Genomic DNA, 24,711 nt, shown 5'->3' with positions numbered 1-24,711 from the left:
CCCGCCGAAAGATAAGGAGGCCAACGTCCCCTTGGGTTTCTGCGACTTCCCCCTCGCTGACAAACTCTGCGCCGTCGATGACGCCGTCGACTTCGCCACCGATCCCGGCAAAGCCATCGGCGACTGGCTGGCCAAGAGCAGCGGCGAACTCGCCGCCACAGCGGCTGACCTGGCTGCAAAGGCCGTCAACGCCACCACCAAGGTGGACCTCAACGCGGGCTGGTTCCGCGACAACTACGAGGTGCTGCTGCCGATCGGCCTGATCATCCTGGTCGGGACGTTCTGCGCGCAGCTCGTCCGGGCCGCCGTCAAACGAGACGGCCAGGCGCTGACTCAGGCATTCACCGGCACCATGTCGGGCGTCCTGTTCGCGTTCTGCGCCATCGCCATGACAACGGTCGCCATCGAAGTCGTCGACGCCCTGTCCGACGGCCTGTTCGCCGCCTCACACCTGTCCGTCGAAACGGCCGTGCGCCGCATTGTGAAGGTCTCCCAGATCGGCGCGTTGTCCGGGCTGGGCTGGCTGGTCGCGGTGGTCGCCGGACTCGGCGCCGCCGTCGGCGCCTTCCTCTACTGGTGCGTCATGATGGTCAGAAAGGTGGGCATTCTGGTCATGGTTACCCTCGCTGTCTTCGCGGGGGCGGGCGGCGGCTGGGAGGTCGCCCGGCGCTGGCGGCGCGGCTGGATCTCGGCCACCGCCACCCTGGTCGTCTCGAAGCTGCTGATGACCATCGTCTTCGTGCTCGGCATCGCCGCCATGGGCAAGACCGAGGCCAAGGGTGGCCTCGGCGCGCTCGCCGACGTCATGGCGGGCATCGTGATCATGGTGCTGGTCCTGCTCTGCCCGTACGCGACGTTCAAGTTTGCGCACTGGGCGGCCGAGGGCACGGACGGAGAATCGATTCACCGCGCCGGAGGCGCCGGCGCCCAGCTCGCCAAGCAGCACGCCGAGAAGGCCACCCGCAAGGCTGCCGCCGCCGCAACGGGCGGCGCGGCAGCCGCGGGCGCCGCCCCACAAGGCCCCGACGCAGCCGGAGGCGGTGGCTTCCCTGGCGACATTGCCGCCAATCCCACCGGGGGCAGCGGCAAGGACAGCGAAGGACCGCAGGGTTCCTCCGGGGGCGACGGGCTCAAGAACGGCCTGGAGAAGGCCGTCCAGCCTCCGCCCACCAGCCCACGTGATGACACCAGCGGTCAGGCAGGCGGCGCACCCGGACAGGGCGGCAGTTCAGGCTCGCCGTCCAGCGGCAGCGACTTCATGTCGCAGCCCGGCAGCGGCGCATCCTCGCCCCCGCCGCAGGGCGCCCCACCGGCGCCGACCTCGGCCGGCACCTCCACCGGGACCGGCGCTCCGCCGCCCCCGCCCACCGGCCTGTAGCTCCTGCCCGACTCCGGGGCGGCACGCGCTGCGCACCCTCGCCGCGTGCCGCCCCGGCCACCGCCCGCGCACCCTCGGAATGGCTCTTGTCTGACCTCACCGTCACACCGCTCACCGTCAAATTCCCCCACAGGTCGAGACGCGGCATCCTGCTCGGCCTTACCCTTCCCCAACTCATCCTGGTCTCCTGCGCATTGGCGCTTCTGCTGGCCACGGTGGTCTCCACCGGGCTGCTCGGCGTCATCGTCACGAGTCCGCTGTGGGCCGCGGTCGCTGCCTCGGTCGCCATCCGCCGGCACGGCCGCTCGCTGATCGACTGGGCGCCGATCGTCCTGCGCTTCGCCCAGCGGCGGCGCACCGGCCAGACCCTGTGGCTCGCCCGGCCCGTCACCCGCCCCCGCCAGGACGGCATCCTGCACCTGCCCGGCACCGCCGTCTCACTGCGCGTCGTCACCCCCGGTGACTCCACCAACGATGCCGCCGCCGTCCACGACCCGCACAGCCAGACGCTGACCGCCGTCGCCCGCGTCTCCAGCCGCGCCTTCGCGCTCCTCGACCCGGCGAGCCAGAACCACCACGTAGCCGGTTGGGGCCGGGCTTTGGCCGGCATCACCCGCACCGGGCACGTCGCCACCGTGCAGGTGCTGGAGCGCACCGTCCCTTACAGCGGCGACACCCTCGCCCGGCACTGGAGCCAGCAGGGTCACCCCGAGACCCCCGTCGCCGGACAGGTCTACAGCGAGCTGGTCGCCTCCGCTGGACCGGCCGCCGCCCCGCACGAGGCGTACCTGGCGATCTCCCTTGACCTCAAGGCGGCCAAGCGCCTCATCAACCAGGCCGGCGGCGGCTTGCCCGGTGCCTTCACCGTGATGCAGCAGGCCACCAGCTCGATCGCGCAGGCCGCGCGCAGCGCCGGACTGACGGTGACCGGCTGGCTCTCGGCGCGCGAGATCGCGGCCGTGATCCGCACCGCCTACGACCCCAAGGCACTGTCCGCGCTGCAGCAGTGGTCGGAGTCCGGGCGGGCCGAGGCCGACCCGGCCGCCGCCGGGCCGGTGGTCCAGATCGAGGAGTACGACCGGCTCGCCACCGACTCCGCGCGGCACGCCACCTACTGGGTCGAGGACTGGCCGCGCACCGAAACGAGCGCGGGCTTCCTGCATGGGTTGATGTTCACCGCCGGGGTCCGCCGCACCCTGTCCCTTATCTACGTGCCCCAGGGGGTCGAGTCCGCGATGCGCGACGTCCAGCGGAAGAAGGCGGCGATCATCGCCGACGCCAATGAGAGGTCGCGTCGCGGGCAGGTCGACTCCGAAGCCGACTCCGTCGAGTACGCGGACGTCAAAACCCGTGAGCGCCAGCTGATCGCCGGGCACGCCGACGTCGCGCTCACCGGCCTTCTCACCGTGTCCGCCACCACCGACGCCCTGCTCGACGCCGCGTGCGCACAGATCGAAACCGCTGCCGTCACCTCCCAGGTCGATTTGCGGCGCCTGAACTACCAGCAGCCCGACGCCTTCACGCTCGGTGCCCTGCCCCTCGCTCGGAGTGGCCTGTGATCGCCCCGGAATCGCATGTGTCCGACGAAATCCGCGCGCTGCTCACGCCCCTGCAAGAAATGCAGCAGCGCCACCAACAGCGGCTCGCCGCATACAAGAACGCAGACGGCGACGTCATCGAGGAGCAATACGCCGAATACGACGACGCACGCTACGAGTCGGCCATCGAAGCCAGCGACACCCTCGACACCGTCATCAAGCGACTGGAGCTGCTGACGACCCTCCCCGTACGCCGTGCCTTCACCATCGCCGTCAACGGACCTGGCCATGCAGACGGAGAACGCCCCTGGCTATTCGTCGTCCATGCCACCGACCGCATCGACGGGTACCAGGCCCTCATTCAACTCCCGTCGTTCCAGCACTGGTTGATCGACACCGACACTTCGCACGCCGACGCGGGGCTGGTGCCTTCAGAATGCCATCCCGGCACCGGAGCATCCGGAACGTACCTCGACCTGCGTCACGAGCAGGCCCGGACCCTCGCTGAACAAGCCCCTGCACCCGTGGTAGCCGCAATCCCCGCTCAGCCTGCGAAGCCACCGTGCCGTTCCCGCTGAGCATCGCCATGCATGACCCACGTCACAGCCAGCTCTTTGCTGTGACGCACGTCAAGAAGGAACCACCCAGTTGACCCAACCTCTGCTTCCGTGTGACGGGCACCCCTATCTCCGTGCCGCCAGCGCCGGGATCCGGCACCACACCCGCGCCGCATCCGCATCGCCAGCCGATCGAGTCCATCTCGATGTGCTGCATGCGCACCTGACCACGCTGCACCAGTTCCTCGACCGGCTCGCCCAGGCCGCCCGACCGCCGCATCCCGCCGCCGGCCGACACCTCGCCACCGCACACACACGGCTGTGGCAGGCCACCGCCGCCGTGCACGACGCCTTCCACCTCCTGCCCGTGGCGGACGAAACCTCGGCAGACACCGAGTGCCACCCCGAGCGGCTGCCCGAGGGCCCACCGGTCCTCACCATCTGCCAGCGCCACCTCGCTGCAGGTCACGTCGTCCGCCGCAAAACCACCCCAAGCGACCTCAACACCCCGCTGCACGGCCACACCACCCCCTGCAGCCAGTAACCCCACCTCCGAAAGGCATCACATGCGCGCCCTGAAGCGTTCCACCTCCACCGCCGCCATCCTCGCCTCGCTCGCCGGCACCGCCGCCCTGGCCGCCGCCACTCCGGCCTCCGCCGCCAGCTACCACTGCACCACCAGCAGCTACACCGTCGACGACCCGTCGTTCAACCCCGACTCCGACAACTGGGACTTCGACGTGAAGCTGTGCGCCAAGCGGAGCGGCGGCTACGTCTACACCACGGCCAAGGTCAACTGGGACGGCCCCTACTCGGCCCCGAAGAACCGGTTCGCCAAGGCCCGCTTCCACCTGCAGACCAAGCGAAGCGCGAAGGGCACGGACCCGGTCGTGAAGTACGCCAACTACACCGGCCTGAAGAACGCACTCGCACACAGCAGCAGCAACGGCAACGGCTCGTACGAAACCGGCACCCTCAAGCACAAGGCGGGCTCCAGCCGTTACCTCGCCGACGGCTACATCGAGCTGGACTGGGCGGGCGACGGCAAGGGCTACCGGAAGCCGCTGATCTTCCGCGCCTCCCCGCGCGTCTGACCCCGCACCGCGTCCAGACCGTCATCACGTGAAAGCCGCCCTGCTATAAGCCACCGCCCCGCGCGCCGCGCCCGCCGCGCCTCCGCCAGCCCCCTGTTCACCCCGCACGGCACAGACCGCGCCTCGCGGAAGACCGCCCGCCGGAGGCTCGCCGAGGCATCCGCGAAGGCCCGCGTCGAAGCAGCCGCCCCCGCCAGCAGCGCCGGCGCGCAGGAGCAGGAGATGCCGGCGCCCCTCTTCCCGCCCGTGGGGCGGCCCGGCCCCGCCTCCTCCCGCAACAACAAGCTCAAGCTGCCCGCCCACCGCATGACCACCGCCGTCGCAGCAGGCGCGTATCCGTTCCTCGCCGAGGGCGGACTGGGGGCCGAGGGCATCTACATCGGCCGCGACGTCCACGCCGAAGCGTCCTTCTGTTTCGACCCGTGGGCGCTGTACGGCAAGGTCGAGGGCTTCACCAACCCGAACGTGCTCCTCGCAGGTGTGATCGGGCAGGGCAAGTCGGCACTCGCAAAGAGCTTCGCGCTGAGGTCGATCGCCTTCGGCTACCGGGTCTATGTCCCGTGCGATCCCAAGGGCGAATGGACGCCTGTGGCACAGGCGTTGGGCGGCACCTCCATCGCGCTGGGGCCCGGCCTGCCCGGCCGGCTGAACCCGCTGGACGCGGCACCCAGGCCCACCAGTGTCTCCGAGGCCGACTGGGCGGGCGAGATCCGCAAGCGCCGGCTGCTGCTGCTCGGCTCGCTGGCCCGCACCGTGCTCGGGCGGGACCTGCTGCCGATGGAGCACACCGGGCTCGATGTCGCTCTGGACGCCGTCGTCACCCGCGCCGCCGCGAGCAACCGCACCCCGCTCCTCGGTGACATCGCCGCCACTCTCAACGACCCAGACGAACTCGACCGGGTCGGCGGCATCATGTCCGGCCGCCTCGGTGATGCCTCCCGCGACCTGGCCCACGCGATGCGTCGCCTCGTGTCCGGTGACCTCGCCGGAATGTTCGACGCCCCGAGCACGGCGGCCTTCGACCCCAACTCGCCGATGCTGACCATCGACCTCTCCCGCCTGGGCGTCTCCGGTGATGACACCGCGCTGGTGCTGGCGATGACCTGCGCATCCGCGTGGATGGAGTCAGCACTCTCCGACCCCAGCGGCGGCCGGCGCTGGATCGTCTACGACGAGGCGTGGCGCCTGATGCGTCACCCCGGCCTACTGGCAAGGATGCAGTCCCAGTGGAAGCTCTCCCGCGGCCTGGGCATCGCGAACTTGATGGTGGTCCACAGGCTCAGCGACCTGCTCAGTGCCGGTGACGCCGGATCCCGCGGACGCGCCCTCGCAGAAGGTCTGCTCGCCGACTGCTCCACCCGCATCATCTACCGGCAGGAGACCGACCAGCTCCATACCGCGGCCTCCCTGCTCGGCCTGACCTCCGTCGAGATGGATGCCATCGCACACCTCAACCGCGGCCGTGGACTGTGGAAAGTCGCCGGTCGATCTTTCATCGTCCAACACCTGCTCCACCGAACAGAATTGGAACTATTCGACACAGATGCCCGAATGCAGTGAGAGCATCGAACTGCTGAACGGAGAGCTCGTGACCACCGCTTCACAGCCCATCCCGATGGAGCCCCTGCGCTCCTTCGCCGTCGCCCAGGACGGCACACTGCACTTCACTGTGCGCGCCCGGGACCTCGACCACGCATACGAACGGATCGCGCATCTCGAAGCCTCCGAAGCCGGAGCGGAAGTACTCCTGGGTGACGGCGTCCAGCTGACCCACATCACATACGGCGACGTGGACGATTCCGACATCAGCCCCGCCGATGCAGAAACCGAAGGCCCCGCTCTCCCACTCGCCGTCGGCTCCCAGATGGTGGCCGAGGCTCTCGGCACATCGCCGCAGCGCCTCGGCAAGCTCCACAGGACCGACTCCACCGAGGATGTCGTCGCCTGGCTCGTGGTCGTGGCCGCCCGTCATCTGGACCGCGTACACCAACAACTCACCGACACCGCCCAATACGCGGCCTCCACGCTGACGCGCGTCGCCACCGGGAAGGCGCAGATCAACTCGCTGGGCGTCCTGCAGAACAGCGCCACTCAGATCGACATCCTGGCCGGACGCCGCAACGACGCCGTCGAGCGCCTCAAGGAGGTCATCCATGTCTACCGGCGCGTGACAGCCCACGACAACGCCACCGCACAACCGGCGCATCACGCCGACCAAGCCCCGATCCGCCCGGCCGCCCCCAGCGCTTCTCCTCACCGCGCATCGCGTCATCGGTGACCCTGCCTCTCACTTCCCAGGAGCCCGTGCCCGCGTCCGCGCCGTCCTCGCCTCTTGCCTTCCCGGCGACTGGCACAGCACGTACCGCCAACGCGCGGCGCACAGCGATCAGTTTTCCCTTGACGACGAGGTCTGGGACAACGGCCACGTCCACTGGGTCGTCGGCGGCCACAACGCCCAGGGGGCCGAGCCCCTGCTGCGCAGCGCGCCGACCGAGGTCGACCAAGCCATCCTTGCCCAGCTCCTGGTCACAGCATCCCGCCACCTGGACCACATGCACGAACAACTCTCCAGTGCAGCCCGCGCTGCGGCCTCCGCCCTGACACGGACGCGTACTAGCAGGTGACAGCAGTCGACGACGCCACTGCGCGCCAGGAACACCGACCAAGTACCACCCCGATCCGTCAGTCCGAAGTCACCACGCACACCACTTCCCCAGCGGCTCGGCCAGACCCGCCGAAGCCCCACCTGGCGCCACTCGCCAACCTCGGCCACCGGCGGATCGCGTCACCCAGCGCAGAAGGCACCCGGTCACCCCGACGACCGTGACCTTCGCTGATCGGCCTTCACCACATCCCGCCGCTGAACTGGCCCACGGACAGAAAGGTCCTCTGTCCACCCGTTCTTTCATCGCCCACCTGCGGAGCCCTCATTCACCCACCCCCACCCTCCGAACCCGGCACCACTCATGACGGCACCGAGGTGCTCGTGAGCCCGCGCTACCTGGCCGGCCCTCGCGACGACGCCTTCGAAATCTTCACCGCCGCCTTGTTCCAACACGGCTGGGACTACACCGATGACGGACACGACATCGCGCTCTTCACCAGCCCATGCCTGCGCATCCGGGTCGGCTGGCTCCCCGAAGTTCACGCGGAAGCGCCGATCCAGATCAGCGCCAGCACACACCCGCTGAAGTCGCCTCTGTGGCACATCTCCCTGGACGACGCAGCGCCCAGCGTGGTGATGACGGCCGTCATCACCACGCTGGCTCACTCACTCGCCGAGTCGCCCCACACCCTGTTCGCCGCAGACGACGACCAGCTCGCCGATCTTCCTCACCCGCCCGCATGGAGCGGCTTCTCAGGACCACGCGTGGCCTACGTTCGGGCACCCGACTCCCTGGCCTCCTACTCCACCAGCCCCTACATGTATCCGAAGAGTCGGCCGCCGGAGGAACAAACCCGATGGGAATTCCGCGTCGGGCCGCGAGAACGCGCCTGGCAAGCCCGGTTCAGCCCGGCCACGCCACCCGTTCTCGTGGAAGCGTTCCACCGCGTCTTCACCGACCCGGCGCCATTGGTCCGCCAGAGGTACAAAGTCGACCCCCTGCTGCTTCCTCGCCCCACCCTTACCGAGCCGACCGCGTCGCGCTCCTCCGACGCCCCCTCAAGCAGCCATGCCAGCCCGTACACACAGCGCAGCGCAGTCGCTCCCCGCATGGCTGCGGCTCCGCCACGCACACGAAGCCGCTGAGGATCGCCAAGGCTTCAGGAGGTCCGGCGAAACGGGAACGCGGTCCCGTCGTCGGGTGGGACACCGACCCGCGCAGTCGCATCGCCACCGACCCGGGCGCCTGGATCCCGTACTCCCGCGCCCCCATCATGCCGCCGCGCAACACCGCGCGGCTGTCCACCACCGCCTAACCGTCAGCGCCGGCGCCCCGCCAGGCCGCCCGCCGATAGCCCTCGCGCCGCCCGTACCGTCCCCGACCGACGCTCGCCCGGAGTACGCACTGTCCCCGCACCCTCACCCGCAGATCACCGTCGTCATCGCCACACAACTCCGCCCGGAGCGAATGGAGTTCCTCGTGGCCATGCACTCCAGCCTGTGCCGCCAGAGCGTCCCGTGGGAGGCCGTCGTCGCCCTCGACGGCGCCGACCCGGCCCGGCTGCCGGCCTCCCTCGCCGCCGATCCCCGTGTCCGGGTCCTCGCCCTGCCGCGCCCGGTCGGTGCGGCCTGCGCCCGCAACTTCGCGCTCAACGAAGTACGCACCCGGTACGTGAACTGGGCTGACGACGATGACACGTTCACCGACGAGGCCATGGCGTTGCGGCTTCGGGTACTGGAAGAGACCGGTGTGGGCTGGTGCGCCGGATACAGCCAGGACCTCCACGCCGATGGGACCACGACCCTGTGGGTGCCCCCGACGCCACCGGGCCGGCACGAGGCCGGGGACGTGTGGCGGTACTGGAAGGACCCGGCCGACACCATCCCGCTCGGCCCGACCACCCTCCTCGCCCGTACCGACCTGGTGCGGGCGGCCCCCATGGGCGGTCTCGTCCAGGGCGAGGACTACTGCTCCCTCGCGGTCACCTGCCTCGCTCCGGGATTCGTGCTGCCCGTCCCGGTCTACCGGTACCGCAAGCACGCCGGACAGATGACCGCGCAGGACTCCTACGCCCAGTTGGAGGCGAAGGCGAGAGTCTTCGCCCACCGGTTCGGCGTCAGCCTGCGCGCCGCGTCACGCTCCTTGCGCGACTCCGCCCCTTCCACCACGTAGCTGGGGCGCTCCGCTCTCTGCGCCCTGCTGCCATCCCACCGAAAGCGCCCATGCCCAACGATCCCGCCCAGGAGCGGCCCCGGGAGAAGGTCCTCATCTCTCCCCGCTATCTGGCCGTCAGCCACCCCACCGACCACCAGCAGCTGCTGGAGATCTTCGCCGAGGACTTCGAGTGGAGCGCGCACACCGATGCTTCGTCGTTGACCGTCACCAGTCCTTGCCGACGTATCACCATCCGCTACGACCAAGAGGCCGTGGGCCGAGGCCCCCACCTGGTGATCTCGGCTCGCGCCGAAGAGGAAGCGCCCGAGCGGTGGCGGACGGACATCAACGGCAACGTGCCGATCGAATCCGTCGTCACGTTGATCGGCACCCTCTCAGCCGAACTGGCCGCCGACCCCGACCACGTCGTCTACGGCATCGGCGCCGAGCCTGGCCTGCTGGAGCTCTACGTCGACGCAGACGCCTGGGACTACTTCGACGACTTCGGGCTCTCCGGATTCATCTCGCGTGACGGACACGCCGCCGTGGTCCGCCGCCGCCCGGACTCGACGGCGCCGCCCATACACGGAGACGCATCCATCACCTGGCACATGGCCGCTTCCCCGGACGCCCTCGGTCCCCTCTGGGACATCTCGTTCACACAGAAGACACCCCCCTTCCTCACGCACGCGATCGCCGCCGAGACTCTCGACTCCCGACCCACCCTTCGCTCCACGGCGTTCGCGTTCCCCGCCGCCCTCGCGCCCCTGGTGACCATCGAACGCGTCGCATCGCCGTCGCCCGGCCTGTCGGCGCAGCCGCCCCACGCCGGACCGCCGCAAAGCCCCGAGCCCAAGCGCACCCCGAAGACCCGCTGAGCCCTTCCGCCTGAACGCACCCTCCCGCGGCTCGACCCATCAGGACCTTGATGCCCAACCCTTCCGCCGAGATCACTCTCTCCACCAGCCGCACTCTGGGCCTAGTCGCCATCGCCTCGGGCGACCGGTACCAGCAGGCCAACCACGCACTGGCCGAAGCCGGATTCAGCCGCCTGCCCAACGGTGCGTACACCGCCTCGCTGGCCGACGCCCAGGCCGCCCGGCACACCGCCAGCGCCCTGCTGCACCGCGCTCATGAGCACGGTGCCACCGTCATCGCCAGCACCCGGCCCTACCTCGGCGACTTCGGCGCCGAGATCGCCGCCCAGCTGCCTGGCACGTGGAGCGCCGAGCTGGAGATCTACAGCCACCCGCTGTGGCAGGAAGACCTCTGGCCTGCGCTGTGGGAAGCCGGCGAGATCCACCGCGCCATCGAAGATCACCGCATCCCGTTCGCGTCCGTGCTGAAGAACGGCACCGGCACGGAGCTGCTGCTGATCGAGCGGCCCGGCCACCCCAGCGGCTACCTCCTCGGCGCGCTCACCGACCATGAGAAGGAGGACGTCCGCAATGATCCCGCTACGCCGCGCAGCTTCGTGCTGCCTGCCGCCCCCGGCCTTGCCGCGTCCGCCATCTCGCACACCTTCCTGCCCGCCTACCGTCGCGCCCTGCACAACCGGGACGTGAACAGCGTCCTGTCAGCGTTGGAACGCATCCGGGAAGAACACCAGACACTCCAGGCGATCAAGGACTCCGGCCGTTACAGCGACGGGGTGCCGCTCAAGGACCCGCGCCTGCTCGCCGGTTTCGAACGGGGCTTCGCCGACCAAGCCTGGCTCTCCTTCCACGACGTTCTCGAACACGCACCGGGCCTGCTCACCCGCTGCCGTCCCGCTGCCACTCCCTGGCCCGAAGACGCCGCGGCCCTGGTCCGCCTGCGCGAGGCCGTCGCCAACTGCCAGGACGTCTGGAACCAGTGGAACGACCTGCGCCGCGACCCGTGGGCGCCCCCCCCGGGCCCTGTCACACCACGAGTGGAGCCAGGTCCGCGGGCAGCTCGGCCTCGCCGTCCTGCCGGCCATCGAAGCATGGCTCGCCCATGCCGACGCGTTCGAGCGCCAGGCCCGAGCCGCCGTACCGGGCGGGGCGGCGGCACTGTCCGCGCCCAGCCCGCGGCTACTCGCCGCCCGCACCGCGCTGCCGCCGTCACCCCGCATGGCGGCAGCACACCGCTGACCGTTCACAGAAGGGACTTCGCCTCTGTCTGACCACTTCCGCTTCGGCGCCCATCCCGACCACGGCTTCGTGGCCGCCGCCACCGCGAACATCCCCGCGCACCTTGCCGACTGGTTCCTGGTCCGCGAACAGTTCGAGCCCATTCCCGGCACCCCGGGCTTGTACCGGCTCACCCACCCCGAGCACGACGGCATCCGCCGCACCCGACAGGCCGTGCACGACCTTCGGCGCCACGGCTACGACGTCAAGGCTGACCACAGCCTCGACCCCGGCCACAGCTCCTCCCCGCCGCAGCCGGTGGTGCACAACGGGCTGATGGAACGCCGCAGCCGCATCGCGCAGGCCGCGGCCACCCGCTCCCCGCAGCAGCGCACCGCTCCAGCCGCCACCCTCCCTGAGCTTCTGCCCCAGCCCGGCGCCGTGCCGGTGGCCTGCCATGACCAGACGGCCGGGAACGGGCGGAGCCGATGAGCAACGGGCCGATCCGCATCACCCGCGGCCAGGGGGGCGAAGTCGACGTCGAGGGTCCGGTCGATGACTTCGCCGCGAGCGTCCTCAAGCATGCCGGGTTCGACACCTACCCCCAGTTGCGCGGCGTCTGGATCCGGCTGCCGTTCGACCTGGGGCGCGCCTGGGAGAACGAACACGCAATCTGGGCAGCCGAGATGCTCACCGCCGCCCGCTACAGCGTCGACCTCGACCCCAACTTGCGTGCGACCCCGCCCGCCGTGTCCACGCCATCGGCGCAGCGCCGCACGAAGACCGCCATCACCGCGCAGTCCGCGCCCCCGCGGCGGCAACGGCGCTGACCTGCCGGTGCCACCGGCAGCAGCCGCCAGACGCCCCCGCTGAACCTCCACCTTCTCCGCCCCAGCCCGACGATCACGAAAAGCACACCGCGTTGAACTCCCGTACCAGCTGCCCGCCGGACCGCACCTCCTCCCGGCCGCTACTCGCCGAGCGGCATGTCGCCCGACTGCTGCTGGGCACTCTGACCGGACGGCTGCCCCACGGCATGGTCCCCGTCGCGATCCTCCTCCTGGTCACCGAGCAGGGTGGATCGCTCGCATCCGGCGGACTTGTGTGCGCGCTGTACGGGCTGGCCAGCGCAATCGGCCAGCCCGTCCTGGGGCGGATGGTCGACCGGCGCGGGCAAGGCGGCGTCACGTCCGCCGCCGTCCTGGTCACCACGACCTGCCTCCTGCTGCTGCCGCACGTCGACGCCGGCGCCCAGCCGACGCTCGCCGCCGGCCTGGTCGTCGTCGCGGGGCTGAGCACACCCCCGCTGGAGGCGAACCTGCGCGCACTGTGGAGCACCGTGCTGCCCGACCCGGAGCGCCGGCGCGCCGCCCTCGCGCTCGACACCGGCGCCCAAGGACTGATCTACGTCGCCGGGCCCCCGCTGGTCGCCACGCTGTCCGCCCTGCACGGCCCCGGCGCCGCCATGACGGTCACCGCGGTGCTGGGACTGCTCGGGGCGGTCATGGTGCTCAGCGCCGCTCCGTCCAGAACGTGGCGGCCCTCCGCCTCGCGTGCCGACGGGTTCGTCGGGCCACTGCGCCACGGCGGGCTGCGGCTGCTGTTTCTCGCCGTCGGCGGTGTCGGCTTCGCCCTGGGGGCGATGAACGTGTGGGCTGCAGCCGTGGCCGACCGCCACGGCATGGCTCTGCTGTCCGGGCTGATCCCCGCCGCGCTGTCCACCGGCAGCCTCCTCGGCGGCATCCTGCATAGCCGGCGCCACTGGCCCGGCCAGCCGCGGAGTCAACTCCTGGCTGCCGCAGCGTTGTTCGCCCTCGCCTGGATGCCACTCGCCACTGACCCGGCGCCCCTGGCAGCGACCGCGCTCACCGCGCTGCCGGGCGTCTTCCTCACCTCGCTGATCACCAGCGCCCTCCTGATGGTGGAGGCGCTGGCTCCCGCCGGCACCACCACCGAGGCATACGCCTGGCTGATCGCCGCGGTCGGCACCGGCCAAGCCGCCGGAACTGCTCTGGCCGGGCTCTGTGCCGAGCATCCCGCGATCGGCGCCGCCCTTCCGGCAGTCGGCGCCGCCTTCACCCTGGCCACCCTGGTCGGCGCCCGACAGCGCCTGTCCATCACGGGCAGCACGGCCGGTCGCGGACGTCACCGTCGTCATACCGATACCGAGGCGCTCGTCGCCCAAGGGCGCCACCGCATCACCTAACACCCCACCACCACTGAAAGGCCCTCTGCCATGCCCCGCACGACCGCACCTGCCTGGAACTGCCACAACGACGCCTGCCCGATCTGCACCGTGCCCGGGCGCGACGAGATGACCCTGCTGCGCTGTGCCCTCCTCACGCTGCTGGAACACGGACGCTGGATGGCCGCCGACGAGATCCCCCTGCCCGAGATCCTCTCCGCCGGCGGCGACTACCTGAACCGTCTGTCCGTCGGCGATGCCAACACCCCGGTGCCCGCCGCCGAGCACTGGCCCTGGCTCGATGCCGAGCTGCGCCTGGCCGTCGCCCGCGCCGCCGGACTGGATGCCGTCAGCACCCTCGACCCGCGCATCGACACCGTCCTGGCCACCGCCGCACGCCGCACATGGCGGCGCCAAGTGGACCTGCTCGACCTCGCCGCCGAGCAGCTCACCGAGCGCCACACACGCCCCACTACCTGAACCCACCGGCACCCGTGCCGTACCCGACACATGGAGATCCCGTACATGGCCGTTGTTGGTACACCCGGCTATCAGAACGTGCGGAATGGCGAGTCAGGTAGCTGCGGGGCGGTGAGGCCCGCCCTGGAGCATGTCGGCAGTCATTGCCCATCGTTCGTGGTCCAGCCACGCACCGTTGATGTGCTGGAAGCTCCGGGCCCGCCTCGCCTTCGCCCAACACCCCACCGCTTTCCCGCCACCACCGATAGGAGATCCGCCTTGCCCGAAGCACCAGCAGAGCCGTTCATGACGATCCGGCACACCATCACCGGCGAGATCACCACCACCGGCTACAACGCCGCCGCCCGGCGGATCCTGCTCCAGGCCGGCTTCGAAGAGACGCCAGGCTGCGCCTGCCGAGCGACGGAACCCGGTACGGAGCGGACGCACGGGCCTGCTCGGCAGCCAGCGAGCTGCTCGTCGCCGGCCATCCCCTGCACCTGGACCGAGCCCTCGGTCGGCCGGTGAGCGCCGACGGTACGCCCCGGTTGGCCCGGTCGCCGATGTCGGCACAGTCCGTAATCCGCTCCGAGAGCGGCCAGCCTCTCCAGCGCATCGCCAACCCCGCTCGCACCCGCACCTGTTGAAGGAACCTTGTCTTGACCACACCCGGAACGCCTACCAGTCCAGCGCGCACCAAGGGCGGCGAACTACGGGCCAAGGTGGCCCGACTGCTGGCCGACCGGCCGGCGGACACGCTCACCATCGGGGACATGGCCAGGAAGCTGGGCCACTCCCACGGCGCCGTCCGCAACGCCGCCCTCACCCTGGTGCGACGCGGCGAGGCCGACCAAGGCGGAAGCGGACAACCGGAGTTCCGCGCGAACGCGAAAACCGCCGCAGCCGCGCAGACCGCTGTGATCAGCCCACCGGGCACCCACTCTCCCCGCGCCCAGGCGGCCACGGCCCGCACGACCATTCCCGCCGCAACCACGCCGAAGCAGACCGGCCCGATCCGCCGCGCGGGGGGCCAGCTCTACCACCCCCGGGAGCTGGCCGATCTGCCCGACGTCGAGGCGTTGAATCGCTTGCGCGACGCCGACGTGCCGGTGCTGCTCTACGGCCCTCCGGGCACGGGCAAGACGAGTCTGGTGGAGGCGGCGTTCCCGGACCTGCTCACCGTCGCCGGTGACGGCGACACCACGGTCGGCGACTTGATCGGCGAGTACACGCAGGCCGACGGCGGAGGTTACGTCTTCCAGTACGGTCCGCTGGTCACCGCGATGACCGAGGGCCGCGCTCTGCTGATCGACGATGCCACCTTGATCTCACCGAAGGTCCTGGCGGCGCTGTATCCCGCGATGGACGGGCGCAGGCAGATCCAGGTCAAGGCCCACAAGGGCGAGACCATCAAGGCCGAGCCGGGCTTCTACGTGGTGGCGGGCCACAATCCCGGCGTCCACGGGGCGGTGTTGACGGAGGCGCTCGCGAGCCGGTTCAGCGTGCAGATCCAGATCGGCACGGACTATGACCTCGCCCTGGCGCTGAGGATCGATGCACGGGTTGTCCGGGTCGCCCGACACCTCGCCCACCAGGTCGAACTCGGCGAGCTGGGCTGGGCCCCCCAACTGCGGGAACTGCTCAGCTACCAGAAGACCGAGGCGGTCCTCGGCACCAAGGCCGCGCTCGCGAACCTGGTCGGCATCGCTCCTGTGGAGGATCGCGACGCCGTCGCCGCTGCCGTCATCAAGGCTGCCGGCGTCAAGAAGATCGCGCCCCTCACCCTCGGCAAGCAGCTCCCCGCCTCAGCCGCCCGGCAGCCCCCGGGCAGCACCGGCTCCGCACACCGGGGCCACGCGCGATGAGCGCCCACCACCACGTCCAGTCCCCCGCCACCGCGCCGGACGACGACGCCGACCTCGCGCGCTGGGACGACGACGGCGCCCCGCCCGCGCAGCCCCGTTCCTCCCCGGCCGCGTGGCTGCGCGTGGGAGCCGAACTCGGCGACCGGCTGGTCGCCCTCTCCGGCCGCCAGGACCTCCTCGTCACCTGCCGCCCCGGCACGCGCAGCGGCGCACCGGCCGCGTTCTTCCCCACTCTGGGCGAGGTCGAGTTCGACGCCGGCCTGTTCGCCCCGCTCCAGCCCCATGAGGTCAATCCGCGGATCGTGGGCGACGAGGAGCGGTATCCCGCCGCCTGGGGAGTGTTCGTCCACGAGGCCGCGCACGCGGCCCACTCCGTCTGGACGCAGCCTGCCGGAGCGGACCCCCGTGTCGTCGAGGCCGCGCTCCTGCTGGAGGAGAGCCGTGTCGAAGGCGCACACCTGATCACGCTGCCCACGGACCGCACGTACCTGCGCACCAGTGCCCGAACCCTGGTCATGCCCGACATCGCCCACCCCACCCTCCAGGGCATCGAGCACGCCGCCGGCGTGGCGGCCCTGGTCCTCGGCCGCCGTGACGTCGGCATCCTGGACGCCGGCGAGACCCGGGCCGTCGCCGATCTGTGCGAAACGGTGCTGGGCGCAGACCTGCTGGCCACACTCACCCGCATCTGGACCGCAGCCCACCAGTGCGCCGACCACGACGCCACGACCATGCTCGCGCACGCCCAAGAATGGTGCGACGCTCTGGACACCGCGGCCCCCGCCCTGCCCGTGCCGGAGAACCTCACCGATCTGCTGTCCGGCGCCGTAGGGGTCGTCATGGACAGCACGGCAGCCACCGACGCCGCCGACCTCGCGGCACAGGCCGCAGCGACCAACGCCATGGCCGCGAAGTCCAAGGCGCAGGCTCAGGACCGCGCCCAGCGGGCCGGCCAGCGACGCAAAGCCGCCGCCACCGCCAAGTCGGTCTTCAACACCCGTGGCACCACCGTCACCCCCGACGGCACACCGGCGCCCTACGGCAACCCGGTCACCGGCGCCCGCAGGCCCACCGCCGCCGAGCAGAGTGCCGCCGCGCGCCTGAGCCGCGCCCTGCGCGCCGCCGCCTACCGCGAGCGGACCGAGGAGCGGACCACCAGCCCCACCCCTCCCGGCCGCCTCAACATGCGCGCGGCCCTCGCCCGCGACGCTCAGCGCGCGGCCGGGTCGGTCCCCACCGCGGAACCGTTCACCCACACCCGCCGCCGGAACTCCCCCACCCCACCGCTGCGTGTGGGTATCGCCGTCGACGTCTCCGGCTCCATGCGTGCCGCCTGCGCGCCCGTCGCGTCCGCTGCCTGGATCGTGGCACGCGCAGCAGCCCTGACCGACCCCGACTCCCTTACCGCCACCATCGCCTATGACAGGCACCTGACCGCACTGACCCGACCCACCCACCGAGCACCAGAGCGCGTGACGACGTTCGACGCCAACGGCGGCCACCACAACCTCGGCGACGCCATCGACGCACTCGACCACGGCCTCGAACTCCGCCGCCCCGGCGCCGGCCGCCTCCTCGTGATCGTCACCGACGCCCGGTACGGCAGCGACGAAACCGCTCAAGCCGTCACCCGCGTCAAGCAGCTCACGACCGCCGGCTGCGCCGTACTCCAGCTCACCCTCACCGCGGAGTCCCGCCACTTGCCGGGGACCACCTTGCTGCACCTGCCCCAGCCCTCCAGCGCTCCCGTCGCCATCGCCACGGCGGCCACAGACGCCATCCGCAGGACACGCTGAGACGACGCAGAAGGCGGAAGCGTCCCCGAGACCACCGCCAAGCACTCCAGACCACCTCCGTCCGCCGCATGAATCGTGCATCTGATGCACGACCCTCCGCAACGACGCAGGCCACCACCCCAACCGCCAACGAAAGGCACTCGATTTGAAGCCCCAGACCAGCAGCCCGACCTCGAACGTAACGCCCATCAAACGGAATTCCCCGGGGGTCCAGAAGACCTGGACCGTTGTCCACAGCTGTGGAGACGAGATAAAGCACGACCTTTCCGACCGTCCCGCCGACCGGCGCGCCGGATTCGCCCGCTGGCTCGAAGGGCGCGCATGCACCGACTGCTGGAAGGCGGACCGCGACTCCGACACGGAGTCCAAGGAGGCATGGCTGGCTGCCAAGCGCGCCGAGGAGCAGCAGGCCGCTTCCGAATGGGCGGAGAAGTTCGGCATGCCGCCGCTCGAAGGCCCGCAGAAGGCCCTGAACTGGGGTGAACGCTCCCGCCACCAGCTCGTCACCGCCGCGTACAGCGCCCTGGTGAGCGAGGGCACTTGGGACGAAGCTGACTGGGCCGTCCTGGAGGACAAGATCCGCACCGTCACCCGAGTCGGTTGGTGGATCGACCAGCGCGATGCCGGGGGCTCTGACCTGCCCGAACTCCTGGACGCAGCCACGTCCGACGACATCGGAACAGAGAACCCGTTCCGGTAGGTCACGGGGCTTATACCCGACGATCCCCGGTTACCGAAACCGGGGATTCTCCGGATCCTTGTTCCTCCCACCGCCTCCCCGCCCTCGTGGAAGGAACCCCGCTTTGCCCGTGTCCCGCCATCCGCATGCCCCAGGTGACATCGTCACCCCCGACAGGGACATCACCCACCAGCATTTCCGGCCCGGCGACCAGGTCGTCATCCTCAAGGGCACCTCCGGCAGCGAATTGTGGGGCGACGCCTACAAGGTTGTCACGTCCTCCTGGCACACTCCGACCGACGAGGACGGCTGGCGGCTGTACGACCGGGCCGGCGGCGAGCGCACGTACATCACCGCGCACCCGCGCTACCTGGTCCATCTCTCCAGCCGGTGCCCGGACTGCCTCATCTACCAGCAGGCGCTGCGCACGTACCTGGTACCGCGCCTGTCCGGTGCTGAAGGGGACGTCGACTGCGGCTGGTACTCGGCCACCGACCTCAACCAGGTGGTGCACGTCGCCGACGCCCGAGGTGGGAAGTGACGCCCGTGACGCCCAGGCCGGGGCGCACCGGGGCCCTGGCCCGCGCGGCGTCGCTCGCCGTCGAGACGGTCGCCAGCACCGAGTGGCCCGCACGGCTTGCCGAGTCCCTGAATGATCTGGAAGCAACCTGGCAGGAGTCGGCCGAGATCTGCGCCAATGTCGCCTGGCAGGCTCGCGCCTCCGGGAACAGTGCGCTGGCTCTGCTCCGCCCGGAGCACGTCATCGGCCACGGGCCCGATGCGAACTTCCCGGTCTTCGGGCGGACGTACCGCCATCTCTACCTGACCACGCTGCGCTATGACTTCCGCTGCCGCACCATTGAATCCCTGCTGAACCAGGTGCCGTTGAGCGTGCTGAACGCGGACCCGTACAGCTGGGCGCTGTACGCCTTCGCGCGCCTGGGGCAGTCACGGTCCGATGGGCTGGAGGTGATGGAGCGGGTTCTGGCCACCGCCTCGGATCACCCCAAGACGCTGCATGTCCTGCTGCACGGGGTATGGCTGGGCGGCCTGCTGCCCGACCGGGCGCACACGCTGCTCGCCCTCGTCGACCGGCTGCCGGACCAGGGCGCTGACGACGCGGTCGCGCAGTTCCGCAAGGCGTCGGCGCACCGCGCCCAGGGCCAGTACCGGCAGGCCCACGCGGCGATCGACCGGGCCCTGGAACTCCTGCCGCCGGGAGAGCTGGCCGTTCACTCCGACCTCGTCCGCGAACACGCTCTGATCACCGCCGCGCACGACCTGGACCGACTCATCCACCGCCGTTCGCCCCCCACCCCATCATGATCATTCGTGTCAATCCGCGCGACATCACGCCCTCCGAACCGCTTGCTGAAGCCCTCGGCCGTCCCATCAGCGACCGAGAGGGCCTGACCGACCACACGGTGGTCGCCCACTGGCCGGGGCTGGACTACTACACCCCCCTGGACGAACAGCAGACCTGGACATCCACCGAATGGGCCGAGCACCTGGACGACCCCAACTGGCAGCATCCGTTCGCGGTCAGTCCGCACGGCGACCGCCGGGCCATCTGGCACGCGGACGTGCGCCTCCACCCCGACGACCGCGGCCTCACCGGCCCCGAGTGGTCCGAGATTGCCCACAGGCTCGCCCGCACCGCTGGCATCCAACGGCCCGGAGACGATCACGGCTGCCGCTGGATCGCCGTTCAAGCACAGCCCGGCCGTCTCGACCTGCTCGCCAACCTCATCCGGCCCGACGACACCTGGACCACCCAGCCACACCGGCTGTTGGCGCTCCTGGCCGTCGAGAGCCGGCGCATCGAGGCCGAGCTGGGCCTCATCTCGCCCCGTACCGGCCCGGATCCGCAGCAGGCCATCCAGCAGGCCCGCTTCGCTCAGCGCGCCACCCGGCAGACCGACACCGCCGACGCCACCGCGCAACTCGCGGGGCTGCTGCGACAACTCGCCGCCGAGCGCACCGGGCCCCTGTCCACCGTGCGCGGCCTCGTTGAACAGGCGGCCCACCGGCTCGACCACCTGCCCGGCGCCGACGGCCCCGCCAGTGCACACCAGCTGGAGCTGATCGCTCGACGGCTGTACGGCATCCAGCAGGATCTCGACGCCACGGCCGCCGGCCTGCTGACCGTCAACCCGCCGGGGCGCGCACGCCTCACGCCTCACGCGATGCGGGCGAACGCCGCGCCTGCATCGCCCGGACCCGGGCATGCCCGCTGACCCTCCAGACAGAAAGGTGTTTCTTCTTGGCTCTGGCAGAGCGCCAGTTGACCCTCCGGCGTGACGACTCCGGGGAGGTCCTCGCCCGCGGGGGCGACCCCGAGGCGCACAGCATCCTGGAACGCACCGCGTTCGTTCCCATCGCCCGCCCTCACGACCGCTACCACCGGCTTCCCACCGGCCTCGACAAGGGCGAAGAGATCCGCCTCGCCACCCGGGCCGTCGCCCGTCTTCGTGCCGTCCAGTACCACGTCGACTGCGACGATGCCTTCGACACCATCCTGCGCGAGCCGCACTACCTCTCCCTCGGCGGCCAGGTCGCGCACCTCGCCGACCGCATCCGGGAGGCATCCACCACCGAGGACGTCGCCGAGGTCCTCTCCGAGCTGACTGCCTCTCACGACGGCATCCTGGTCGCCCTGGACGAAGTCCTCACCGCCACAGCGGACTTCTACCAGCATCTCGGCCAGGGCGCCGACCCGCACTACGCGAACCGGCTGCGCTTCCTGGCCAGCGAGCGCCTGGGAGTCATCGCCTCTGACCTGCAACACACACGCACCGAACTCGCCGACCGCCACCAGGCCCACCCCCACCGCATCGCCTGCAGCGGCGAAGTTCCACCCGATGAAAACGAAGCGTCCGCCGTCTGCGCCTGCCCGCCTGCGCCCCGCATCGCCGCTGCGCCCCCTTCCCTCACGGCGGCCGGACGCCGGCGCTGACCCTGCCCCCTTGCACGAGGAGAACATGCACGACCTGCCCGAACTGCGAGACCGCGATCTGGAGTCGTTCGCCACCGCGCTGGCCGACGAACTACCCGGCCAGTGGCGAAGTGAATACCACCGGCACGCGGCGTACCCCGACCAGTTCTCCCTCGCTGAAGACGTCTGGGACATGAACATGGTCTCCGGCGCCATCGCCGACATCGTCCTGGAGCACGACGCCGTGCTGACCCGCGAAGACGGCGCCCGCCTGTACGTCATCGGCCGCCCACGCCACAGCGACGAGTACCTCGTCGCCGCCATGGCCCCGCCGGGATTCGCCCCCGAAGCCTTTCGCGGCGTGCGGGAGCCGGACGGCATCACGGTCCCCGACGACCCCTTCCGCGCGGCGGACGACATCACGGTCGACCTGCTGCCCCGCTACGACAAGGCACTCGCCCAGGTCCAGCACAACGCCGACCACCCCGCACCACCCCCGCAGGCACCCACACCTGCACCGGAGCGCGTGGTGATGACGTGGTTCGGCGACGGGCTCCTGGCCGCGACATCCGAAAGCCAGGAGTCCGCTACGGCCCTGCGCAACAGCGGCTTCACCTGGGACCCGCGCGAGATGGCCTTCGTGCTGTCCGGCGACGACACCGCCCACCAGGCACGCTGCGTGCGCGCGGCCGGAGCACGCCTCGCGTACCTCGACATCGGTGTCGTCATGCGCCACCCGTCCCGGCCCGCACTGGAAACCACGAGTCCAGCCGCCCCCGCACCGGTCCAGCACTCCACCCGCACCCGGTGAGCGTGGACCGCGAGGAGGAACCGCGGTTCTTCGTCCTGGAGTACGTCACCATCACCCGCGATCCGCGCACCCAGCTCGTGGTCGCGATCGGCGGCGACGAGCGTGCGGCCGGGATCCTGCAGACCACCGGCGGCTTCATCTCCGCTCCCGGCCCGCGCGGCCCCTACCACCGGCAGCCGCATTCGCTGCCCGTCGACCAGCAGCGCGCCGGCGCCACCGCCGCAGCCCACGCGCTCCTGCTGGCCGGGGTCAGCGTCCACCTCGCCCGTCGCTCAACACCCTCACCGCCCCCGAGGGAGACCGGCAGGCCGCGCAGCGCTACCTCGACCAGATCACCGAACGCGCCCATGCAGCCGTCGATGACCGCGAGGTCGCCGCGGTGCTGACCGAGATCGCCGCCCCGCACGAGGGTCTGCTCCCTCGGCTGGTGCAGACCTTGATCGGCACCTGGGCGACATGGACCCAACGCGCGGAGACCGCGGGCGAGGACCCGGCCCTGGCCGAGCAGCTGATGGACACCACCAGCAGCCTGTCCCGCCATTCCTGGCAGATCCAGCAGATCCGCGACCGCGCCGCCCGTGCCCACCCCTCGGCACAGACCCCAGCCCGGCGCGCTCCCACAGCCGCCCCGGCTCGGCCCACCGCCGCGCCACCGACGAAACGACTTGCCACGAGAGGAGTTTGACGTGGGAAACCGCGCCGACGACGAGGGCACCGATGTTGAGATCTACCGCCGGCCCCTGTCCGACGCCATCCACGCCGACACCCCCACCGGAGCCAGTGAACAACTGCTTTCGCTGCTCGACCAGCTCGGCCTGGAACGCAAGACCGTCACGACAGCCGGCCCGGTCTACGTCTGGCACGAGGTCCCCGACCGCCTCGGTCCCGACGAGCAGAAACGACTCGCCACCCGCACCGTCCCCTCCCTGCTGATGGCCGGATACCTCGTCAACATCACCGACGACCTCTTCGACCCCGACGCCTACCGCGAAGCCGTCCACGAGATACGCGCCGCCCGGCCCTCGCCCACCGCCACGGCCGCACCAGCAGCCCCCAGCCCCGCGGCCCGGCCCGGGAAGCGCCGCACCGCATAACCGTTGGCCCCGGCCCGCCCGGGCCGGGGCCCCACCCGCACACAGTCAGGAGTCTCCGTAACACCCCCGTCCGGTACCCCTCCATCGATCAACGCCAGCCGCACGCCTCGCCTGGCCGCCTTCCTCTTCCGCCGCTACCTGTACGCCTGCGTCGTCCGGGACCGCGGCACCCCGCTCGCCACCGGACGGCCCGACGGCGCCCTGGATGAATCCCGCCGCCTCGGACTCCGCCGCTGAACCGCCCTGCCCTGCGCTCCGGAGAACCATGCCCGACCCCACCCCCTACGCCGTTGCCCTCGCCGAGGACATCGCCCACCGGCTCGGTCAGCTGACCGAGCATCTCGCCCAGGCCCCGCCCCGCCAGGCTGCCCAGATCCTGGGGACGGTCCTCGACGCCGAGGAGGGCATCCTCGGCCGGGCGACCGGCCTGATGGCCACCGGCTCCAGCTTCGCCCGACATCATGCCCAGGCCGGCTCCTTCCCGCCCGAGGTGTGGCTCGCCCTGGGCCGGGCCGCCAACGAACTCAACGACATCTGTCTCGACCTCGACGAGCACGCCGACGACATCCGACGCCTGGCCCGGCCGCCGGGCGCCGAGCACGCGGTGGCAGTGAAGCCAGTGGCCTCCGACATGGTCATCAGGCGCCGCCGGTGAAGAAGAACCAGCAGTGGTCCGGCTGGGGCACCGACGGTCAGCAGGCCCAGCAGCACTACCTCATCGAGCCGCGCTACCTCGGCGGAGGCGGAGACCTGCGTCACGTCACCGAGTTTCTGCGCGCCTCCGGCTGGCGGGACAAGTCCAAGTCCGGCGGCCCCATCGTGTTCGACAGCCCCGACAAGTCCGTGCGCATCGGCTACGACCCACTCACCCAGCCCGGCGGCTGGACGATCAGCAGAAGGCAGACCGCCCGCCACGAGGCGTGGCATGCCGCCCTCGGCCGTCAGGTTCCCGTCGAGATCGTGGCCGGGGTCACCGACGCGCTCACCCAGCCCCGCTCCGCGCACGCCCCCAACGTGTGGGCCCCGCTCGCAGCCCAGGAATGGGAGATGGAGCAGGGGCAGCATGTCACCGCCCGCAGCCCGGACGGCAACGCGTTCGTCCGCTTCCACCAGTCCGCCCCCGGACAAGCGCACTGGTGGGCCGGCGTCCGCAACGAGCACGGCCGAGTGTGGGAGGCGACCTTTACTCCGAACACTCCGATGCATCTCGTGCAGGCGTTCAGCGCGGCCCTCGCGGACCCGCAGCCGGTGATGCGGCCTCTCGGCCACGTCCCTCCTTCACAGCGGATCCGCACCACCTCCGTCTCCGTGCTGCCTTCGCAGCTCAGCGCGTGGCAGCAGGCCCGGATCACCGCGGCCCGCGCCGCCACCTGGGCCCGCAATTCCTGGGCCACCAACCGTCCCCGGCGCCACACCACTGGCCCCTACGCGACGGCCGGCAGCGCCCACGCCCACCGCTGAAACACC

The 24,711-nt window shown here is 70.9% G+C and carries 29 protein-coding genes; all 29 read left to right on the top strand.

Annotation, left to right across the window (positions count from 1 at the left end):
* The first annotated feature begins 31 nt into the window (after nucleotides 1–31).
* The 29 genes from ACWC9R_RS12380 (at nucleotide 32) to ACWC9R_RS12240 (ending at nucleotide 24,705) form a co-directional block, all read left to right on the top strand.
* Nucleotides 32–1,378 carry an SCO6881 family protein gene (locus tag ACWC9R_RS12380; protein ID WP_450730940.1) on the top strand — a complete coding sequence of 449 codons (1,347 nt, stop codon included), beginning with the start codon at nucleotides 32–34 and terminating at the stop codon, nucleotides 1,376–1,378.
* 86 nt (nucleotides 1,379–1,464) lie between these two features.
* Nucleotides 1,465–2,937: an SCO6880 family protein gene (locus ACWC9R_RS12375; RefSeq protein WP_450730938.1), complete on the top strand. Its 1,473-nt coding sequence runs from the start codon at nucleotides 1,465–1,467 to the stop codon at nucleotides 2,935–2,937.
* Nucleotides 2,938–2,954: 17 nt separating this feature from the next.
* Nucleotides 2,955–3,494 carry a hypothetical protein gene (locus tag ACWC9R_RS12370; protein ID WP_450730936.1) on the top strand — a complete coding sequence of 180 codons (540 nt, stop codon included), beginning with the start codon at nucleotides 2,955–2,957 and terminating at the stop codon, nucleotides 3,492–3,494.
* 70 nt (nucleotides 3,495–3,564) lie between these two features.
* Nucleotides 3,565–4,017, top strand: a complete 453-nt coding sequence (locus ACWC9R_RS12365; protein WP_450730934.1) for a DUF6238 family protein — start codon at nucleotides 3,565–3,567, stop codon at nucleotides 4,015–4,017.
* A gap of 22 nt (nucleotides 4,018–4,039) precedes the next feature.
* Complete coding sequence (locus ACWC9R_RS12360) at nucleotides 4,040–4,567, top strand: hypothetical protein (protein WP_450730932.1); 528 nt, start codon at nucleotides 4,040–4,042, stop codon at nucleotides 4,565–4,567.
* Between the two features lie 45 nt (nucleotides 4,568–4,612).
* Nucleotides 4,613–6,127 (top strand): VirB4 family type IV secretion system protein, encoded by a 1,515-nt coding sequence (locus ACWC9R_RS12355; protein ID WP_450731103.1) that lies wholly within the window; start codon nucleotides 4,613–4,615, stop codon nucleotides 6,125–6,127.
* A gap of 28 nt (nucleotides 6,128–6,155) precedes the next feature.
* Nucleotides 6,156–6,845: a hypothetical protein gene (locus ACWC9R_RS12350; protein WP_450730931.1), complete on the top strand. Its 690-nt coding sequence runs from the start codon at nucleotides 6,156–6,158 to the stop codon at nucleotides 6,843–6,845.
* Between the two features lie 708 nt (nucleotides 6,846–7,553).
* Nucleotides 7,554–8,318 carry a DUF317 domain-containing protein gene (locus ACWC9R_RS12345; RefSeq protein WP_450730929.1) on the top strand — a complete coding sequence of 255 codons (765 nt, stop codon included), beginning with the start codon at nucleotides 7,554–7,556 and terminating at the stop codon, nucleotides 8,316–8,318.
* A gap of 322 nt (nucleotides 8,319–8,640) precedes the next feature.
* Nucleotides 8,641–9,345 carry a glycosyltransferase family 2 protein gene (locus ACWC9R_RS12340; RefSeq protein WP_450730927.1) on the top strand — a complete coding sequence of 235 codons (705 nt, stop codon included), beginning with the start codon at nucleotides 8,641–8,643 and terminating at the stop codon, nucleotides 9,343–9,345.
* Nucleotides 9,346–9,395: 50 nt separating this feature from the next.
* Entirely contained in the window at nucleotides 9,396–10,205 is an 810-nt protein-coding gene (locus ACWC9R_RS12335) for a DUF317 domain-containing protein (protein WP_450730925.1), read from the top strand.
* Between the two features lie 50 nt (nucleotides 10,206–10,255).
* On the top strand, nucleotides 10,256–11,473 hold the full coding sequence (locus tag ACWC9R_RS12330) for a hypothetical protein (RefSeq protein ID WP_450730923.1): 1,218 nt from the start codon (nucleotides 10,256–10,258) through the stop codon (nucleotides 11,471–11,473).
* Nucleotides 11,474–11,510: 37 nt separating this feature from the next.
* Nucleotides 11,511–11,912 (top strand): hypothetical protein, encoded by a 402-nt coding sequence (locus tag ACWC9R_RS12325; protein WP_450730921.1) that lies wholly within the window; start codon nucleotides 11,511–11,513, stop codon nucleotides 11,910–11,912.
* Nucleotides 11,909–12,250 (top strand): hypothetical protein, encoded by a 342-nt coding sequence (locus ACWC9R_RS12320; RefSeq protein WP_450730920.1) that lies wholly within the window; start codon nucleotides 11,909–11,911, stop codon nucleotides 12,248–12,250. Before ACWC9R_RS12325 ends, ACWC9R_RS12320 begins: the two co-directional genes overlap by 4 nt.
* Nucleotides 12,251–12,342: 92 nt before the next feature.
* Nucleotides 12,343–13,626 carry an MFS transporter gene (locus tag ACWC9R_RS12315; RefSeq protein ID WP_450730918.1) on the top strand — a complete coding sequence of 428 codons (1,284 nt, stop codon included), beginning with the start codon at nucleotides 12,343–12,345 and terminating at the stop codon, nucleotides 13,624–13,626.
* A 30-nt stretch (nucleotides 13,627–13,656) separates the two neighbouring features.
* Nucleotides 13,657–14,085, top strand: a complete 429-nt coding sequence (locus ACWC9R_RS12310; protein WP_450730917.1) for a hypothetical protein — start codon at nucleotides 13,657–13,659, stop codon at nucleotides 14,083–14,085.
* Between the two features lie 285 nt (nucleotides 14,086–14,370).
* Nucleotides 14,371–14,592 carry a hypothetical protein gene (locus ACWC9R_RS12305; RefSeq protein WP_016572176.1) on the top strand — a complete coding sequence of 74 codons (222 nt, stop codon included), beginning with the start codon at nucleotides 14,371–14,373 and terminating at the stop codon, nucleotides 14,590–14,592.
* Nucleotides 14,593–14,786: 194 nt separating this feature from the next.
* Nucleotides 14,787–15,929 carry an AAA family ATPase gene (locus ACWC9R_RS12300; RefSeq protein WP_450731101.1) on the top strand — a complete coding sequence of 381 codons (1,143 nt, stop codon included), beginning with the start codon at nucleotides 14,787–14,789 and terminating at the stop codon, nucleotides 15,927–15,929.
* Nucleotides 15,926–17,725 carry a hypothetical protein gene (locus tag ACWC9R_RS12295; protein WP_450730916.1) on the top strand — a complete coding sequence of 600 codons (1,800 nt, stop codon included), beginning with the start codon at nucleotides 15,926–15,928 and terminating at the stop codon, nucleotides 17,723–17,725. The genes ACWC9R_RS12300 and ACWC9R_RS12295 overlap by 4 nt, the downstream gene beginning before the upstream one ends.
* Nucleotides 17,726–17,975: 250 nt before the next feature.
* Complete coding sequence (locus ACWC9R_RS12290) at nucleotides 17,976–18,425, top strand: hypothetical protein (RefSeq protein ID WP_450731099.1); 450 nt, start codon at nucleotides 17,976–17,978, stop codon at nucleotides 18,423–18,425.
* A 103-nt stretch (nucleotides 18,426–18,528) separates the two neighbouring features.
* Nucleotides 18,529–18,945 carry a hypothetical protein gene (locus ACWC9R_RS12285; RefSeq protein ID WP_450730914.1) on the top strand — a complete coding sequence of 139 codons (417 nt, stop codon included), beginning with the start codon at nucleotides 18,529–18,531 and terminating at the stop codon, nucleotides 18,943–18,945.
* 5 nt (nucleotides 18,946–18,950) lie between these two features.
* On the top strand, nucleotides 18,951–19,730 hold the full coding sequence (locus ACWC9R_RS12280; protein ID WP_450730913.1) for a hypothetical protein: 780 nt from the start codon (nucleotides 18,951–18,953) through the stop codon (nucleotides 19,728–19,730).
* Nucleotides 19,727–20,641 (top strand): hypothetical protein, encoded by a 915-nt coding sequence (locus ACWC9R_RS12275; RefSeq protein WP_450730911.1) that lies wholly within the window; start codon nucleotides 19,727–19,729, stop codon nucleotides 20,639–20,641. Before ACWC9R_RS12280 ends, ACWC9R_RS12275 begins: the two co-directional genes overlap by 4 nt.
* A 26-nt stretch (nucleotides 20,642–20,667) precedes the next feature.
* Nucleotides 20,668–21,360, top strand: coding sequence for a hypothetical protein (locus ACWC9R_RS12270; protein WP_450730910.1), 693 nt, complete (start codon nucleotides 20,668–20,670; stop codon nucleotides 21,358–21,360).
* Nucleotides 21,361–21,370: 10 nt separating this feature from the next.
* Nucleotides 21,371–22,150, top strand: a complete 780-nt coding sequence (locus ACWC9R_RS12265; protein ID WP_450730908.1) for a hypothetical protein — start codon at nucleotides 21,371–21,373, stop codon at nucleotides 22,148–22,150.
* Nucleotides 22,147–22,536: a hypothetical protein gene (locus ACWC9R_RS12260; protein ID WP_450730906.1), complete on the top strand. Its 390-nt coding sequence runs from the start codon at nucleotides 22,147–22,149 to the stop codon at nucleotides 22,534–22,536. Before ACWC9R_RS12265 ends, ACWC9R_RS12260 begins: the two co-directional genes overlap by 4 nt.
* Complete coding sequence (locus tag ACWC9R_RS12255) at nucleotides 22,530–22,835, top strand: hypothetical protein (RefSeq protein ID WP_450730904.1); 306 nt, start codon at nucleotides 22,530–22,532, stop codon at nucleotides 22,833–22,835. The genes ACWC9R_RS12260 and ACWC9R_RS12255 overlap by 7 nt, the downstream gene beginning before the upstream one ends.
* 1 nt (nucleotide 22,836) lies before the next feature.
* Nucleotides 22,837–23,244, top strand: coding sequence for a hypothetical protein (locus tag ACWC9R_RS12250; RefSeq protein ID WP_450730903.1), 408 nt, complete (start codon nucleotides 22,837–22,839; stop codon nucleotides 23,242–23,244).
* Nucleotides 23,245–23,509: 265 nt separating this feature from the next.
* Complete coding sequence (locus tag ACWC9R_RS12245) at nucleotides 23,510–23,899, top strand: hypothetical protein (RefSeq protein ID WP_450730901.1); 390 nt, start codon at nucleotides 23,510–23,512, stop codon at nucleotides 23,897–23,899.
* The gene (locus ACWC9R_RS12240) at nucleotides 23,896–24,705 is read left to right on the top strand and encodes a DUF317 domain-containing protein (RefSeq protein WP_450730900.1); all 810 of its coding nucleotides are present in this window, start codon (nucleotides 23,896–23,898) and stop codon (nucleotides 24,703–24,705) included. The genes ACWC9R_RS12245 and ACWC9R_RS12240 overlap by 4 nt, the downstream gene beginning before the upstream one ends.
* Nucleotides 24,706–24,711 lie beyond the last annotated feature (6 nt).

The sequence above is a fragment of the Streptomyces sp. NPDC001219 genome, from assembly GCF_053597915.1.
Note: the sequence above shows the minus strand (reverse complement) of the source record. Positions and strands in the feature narration are given on the sequence as shown.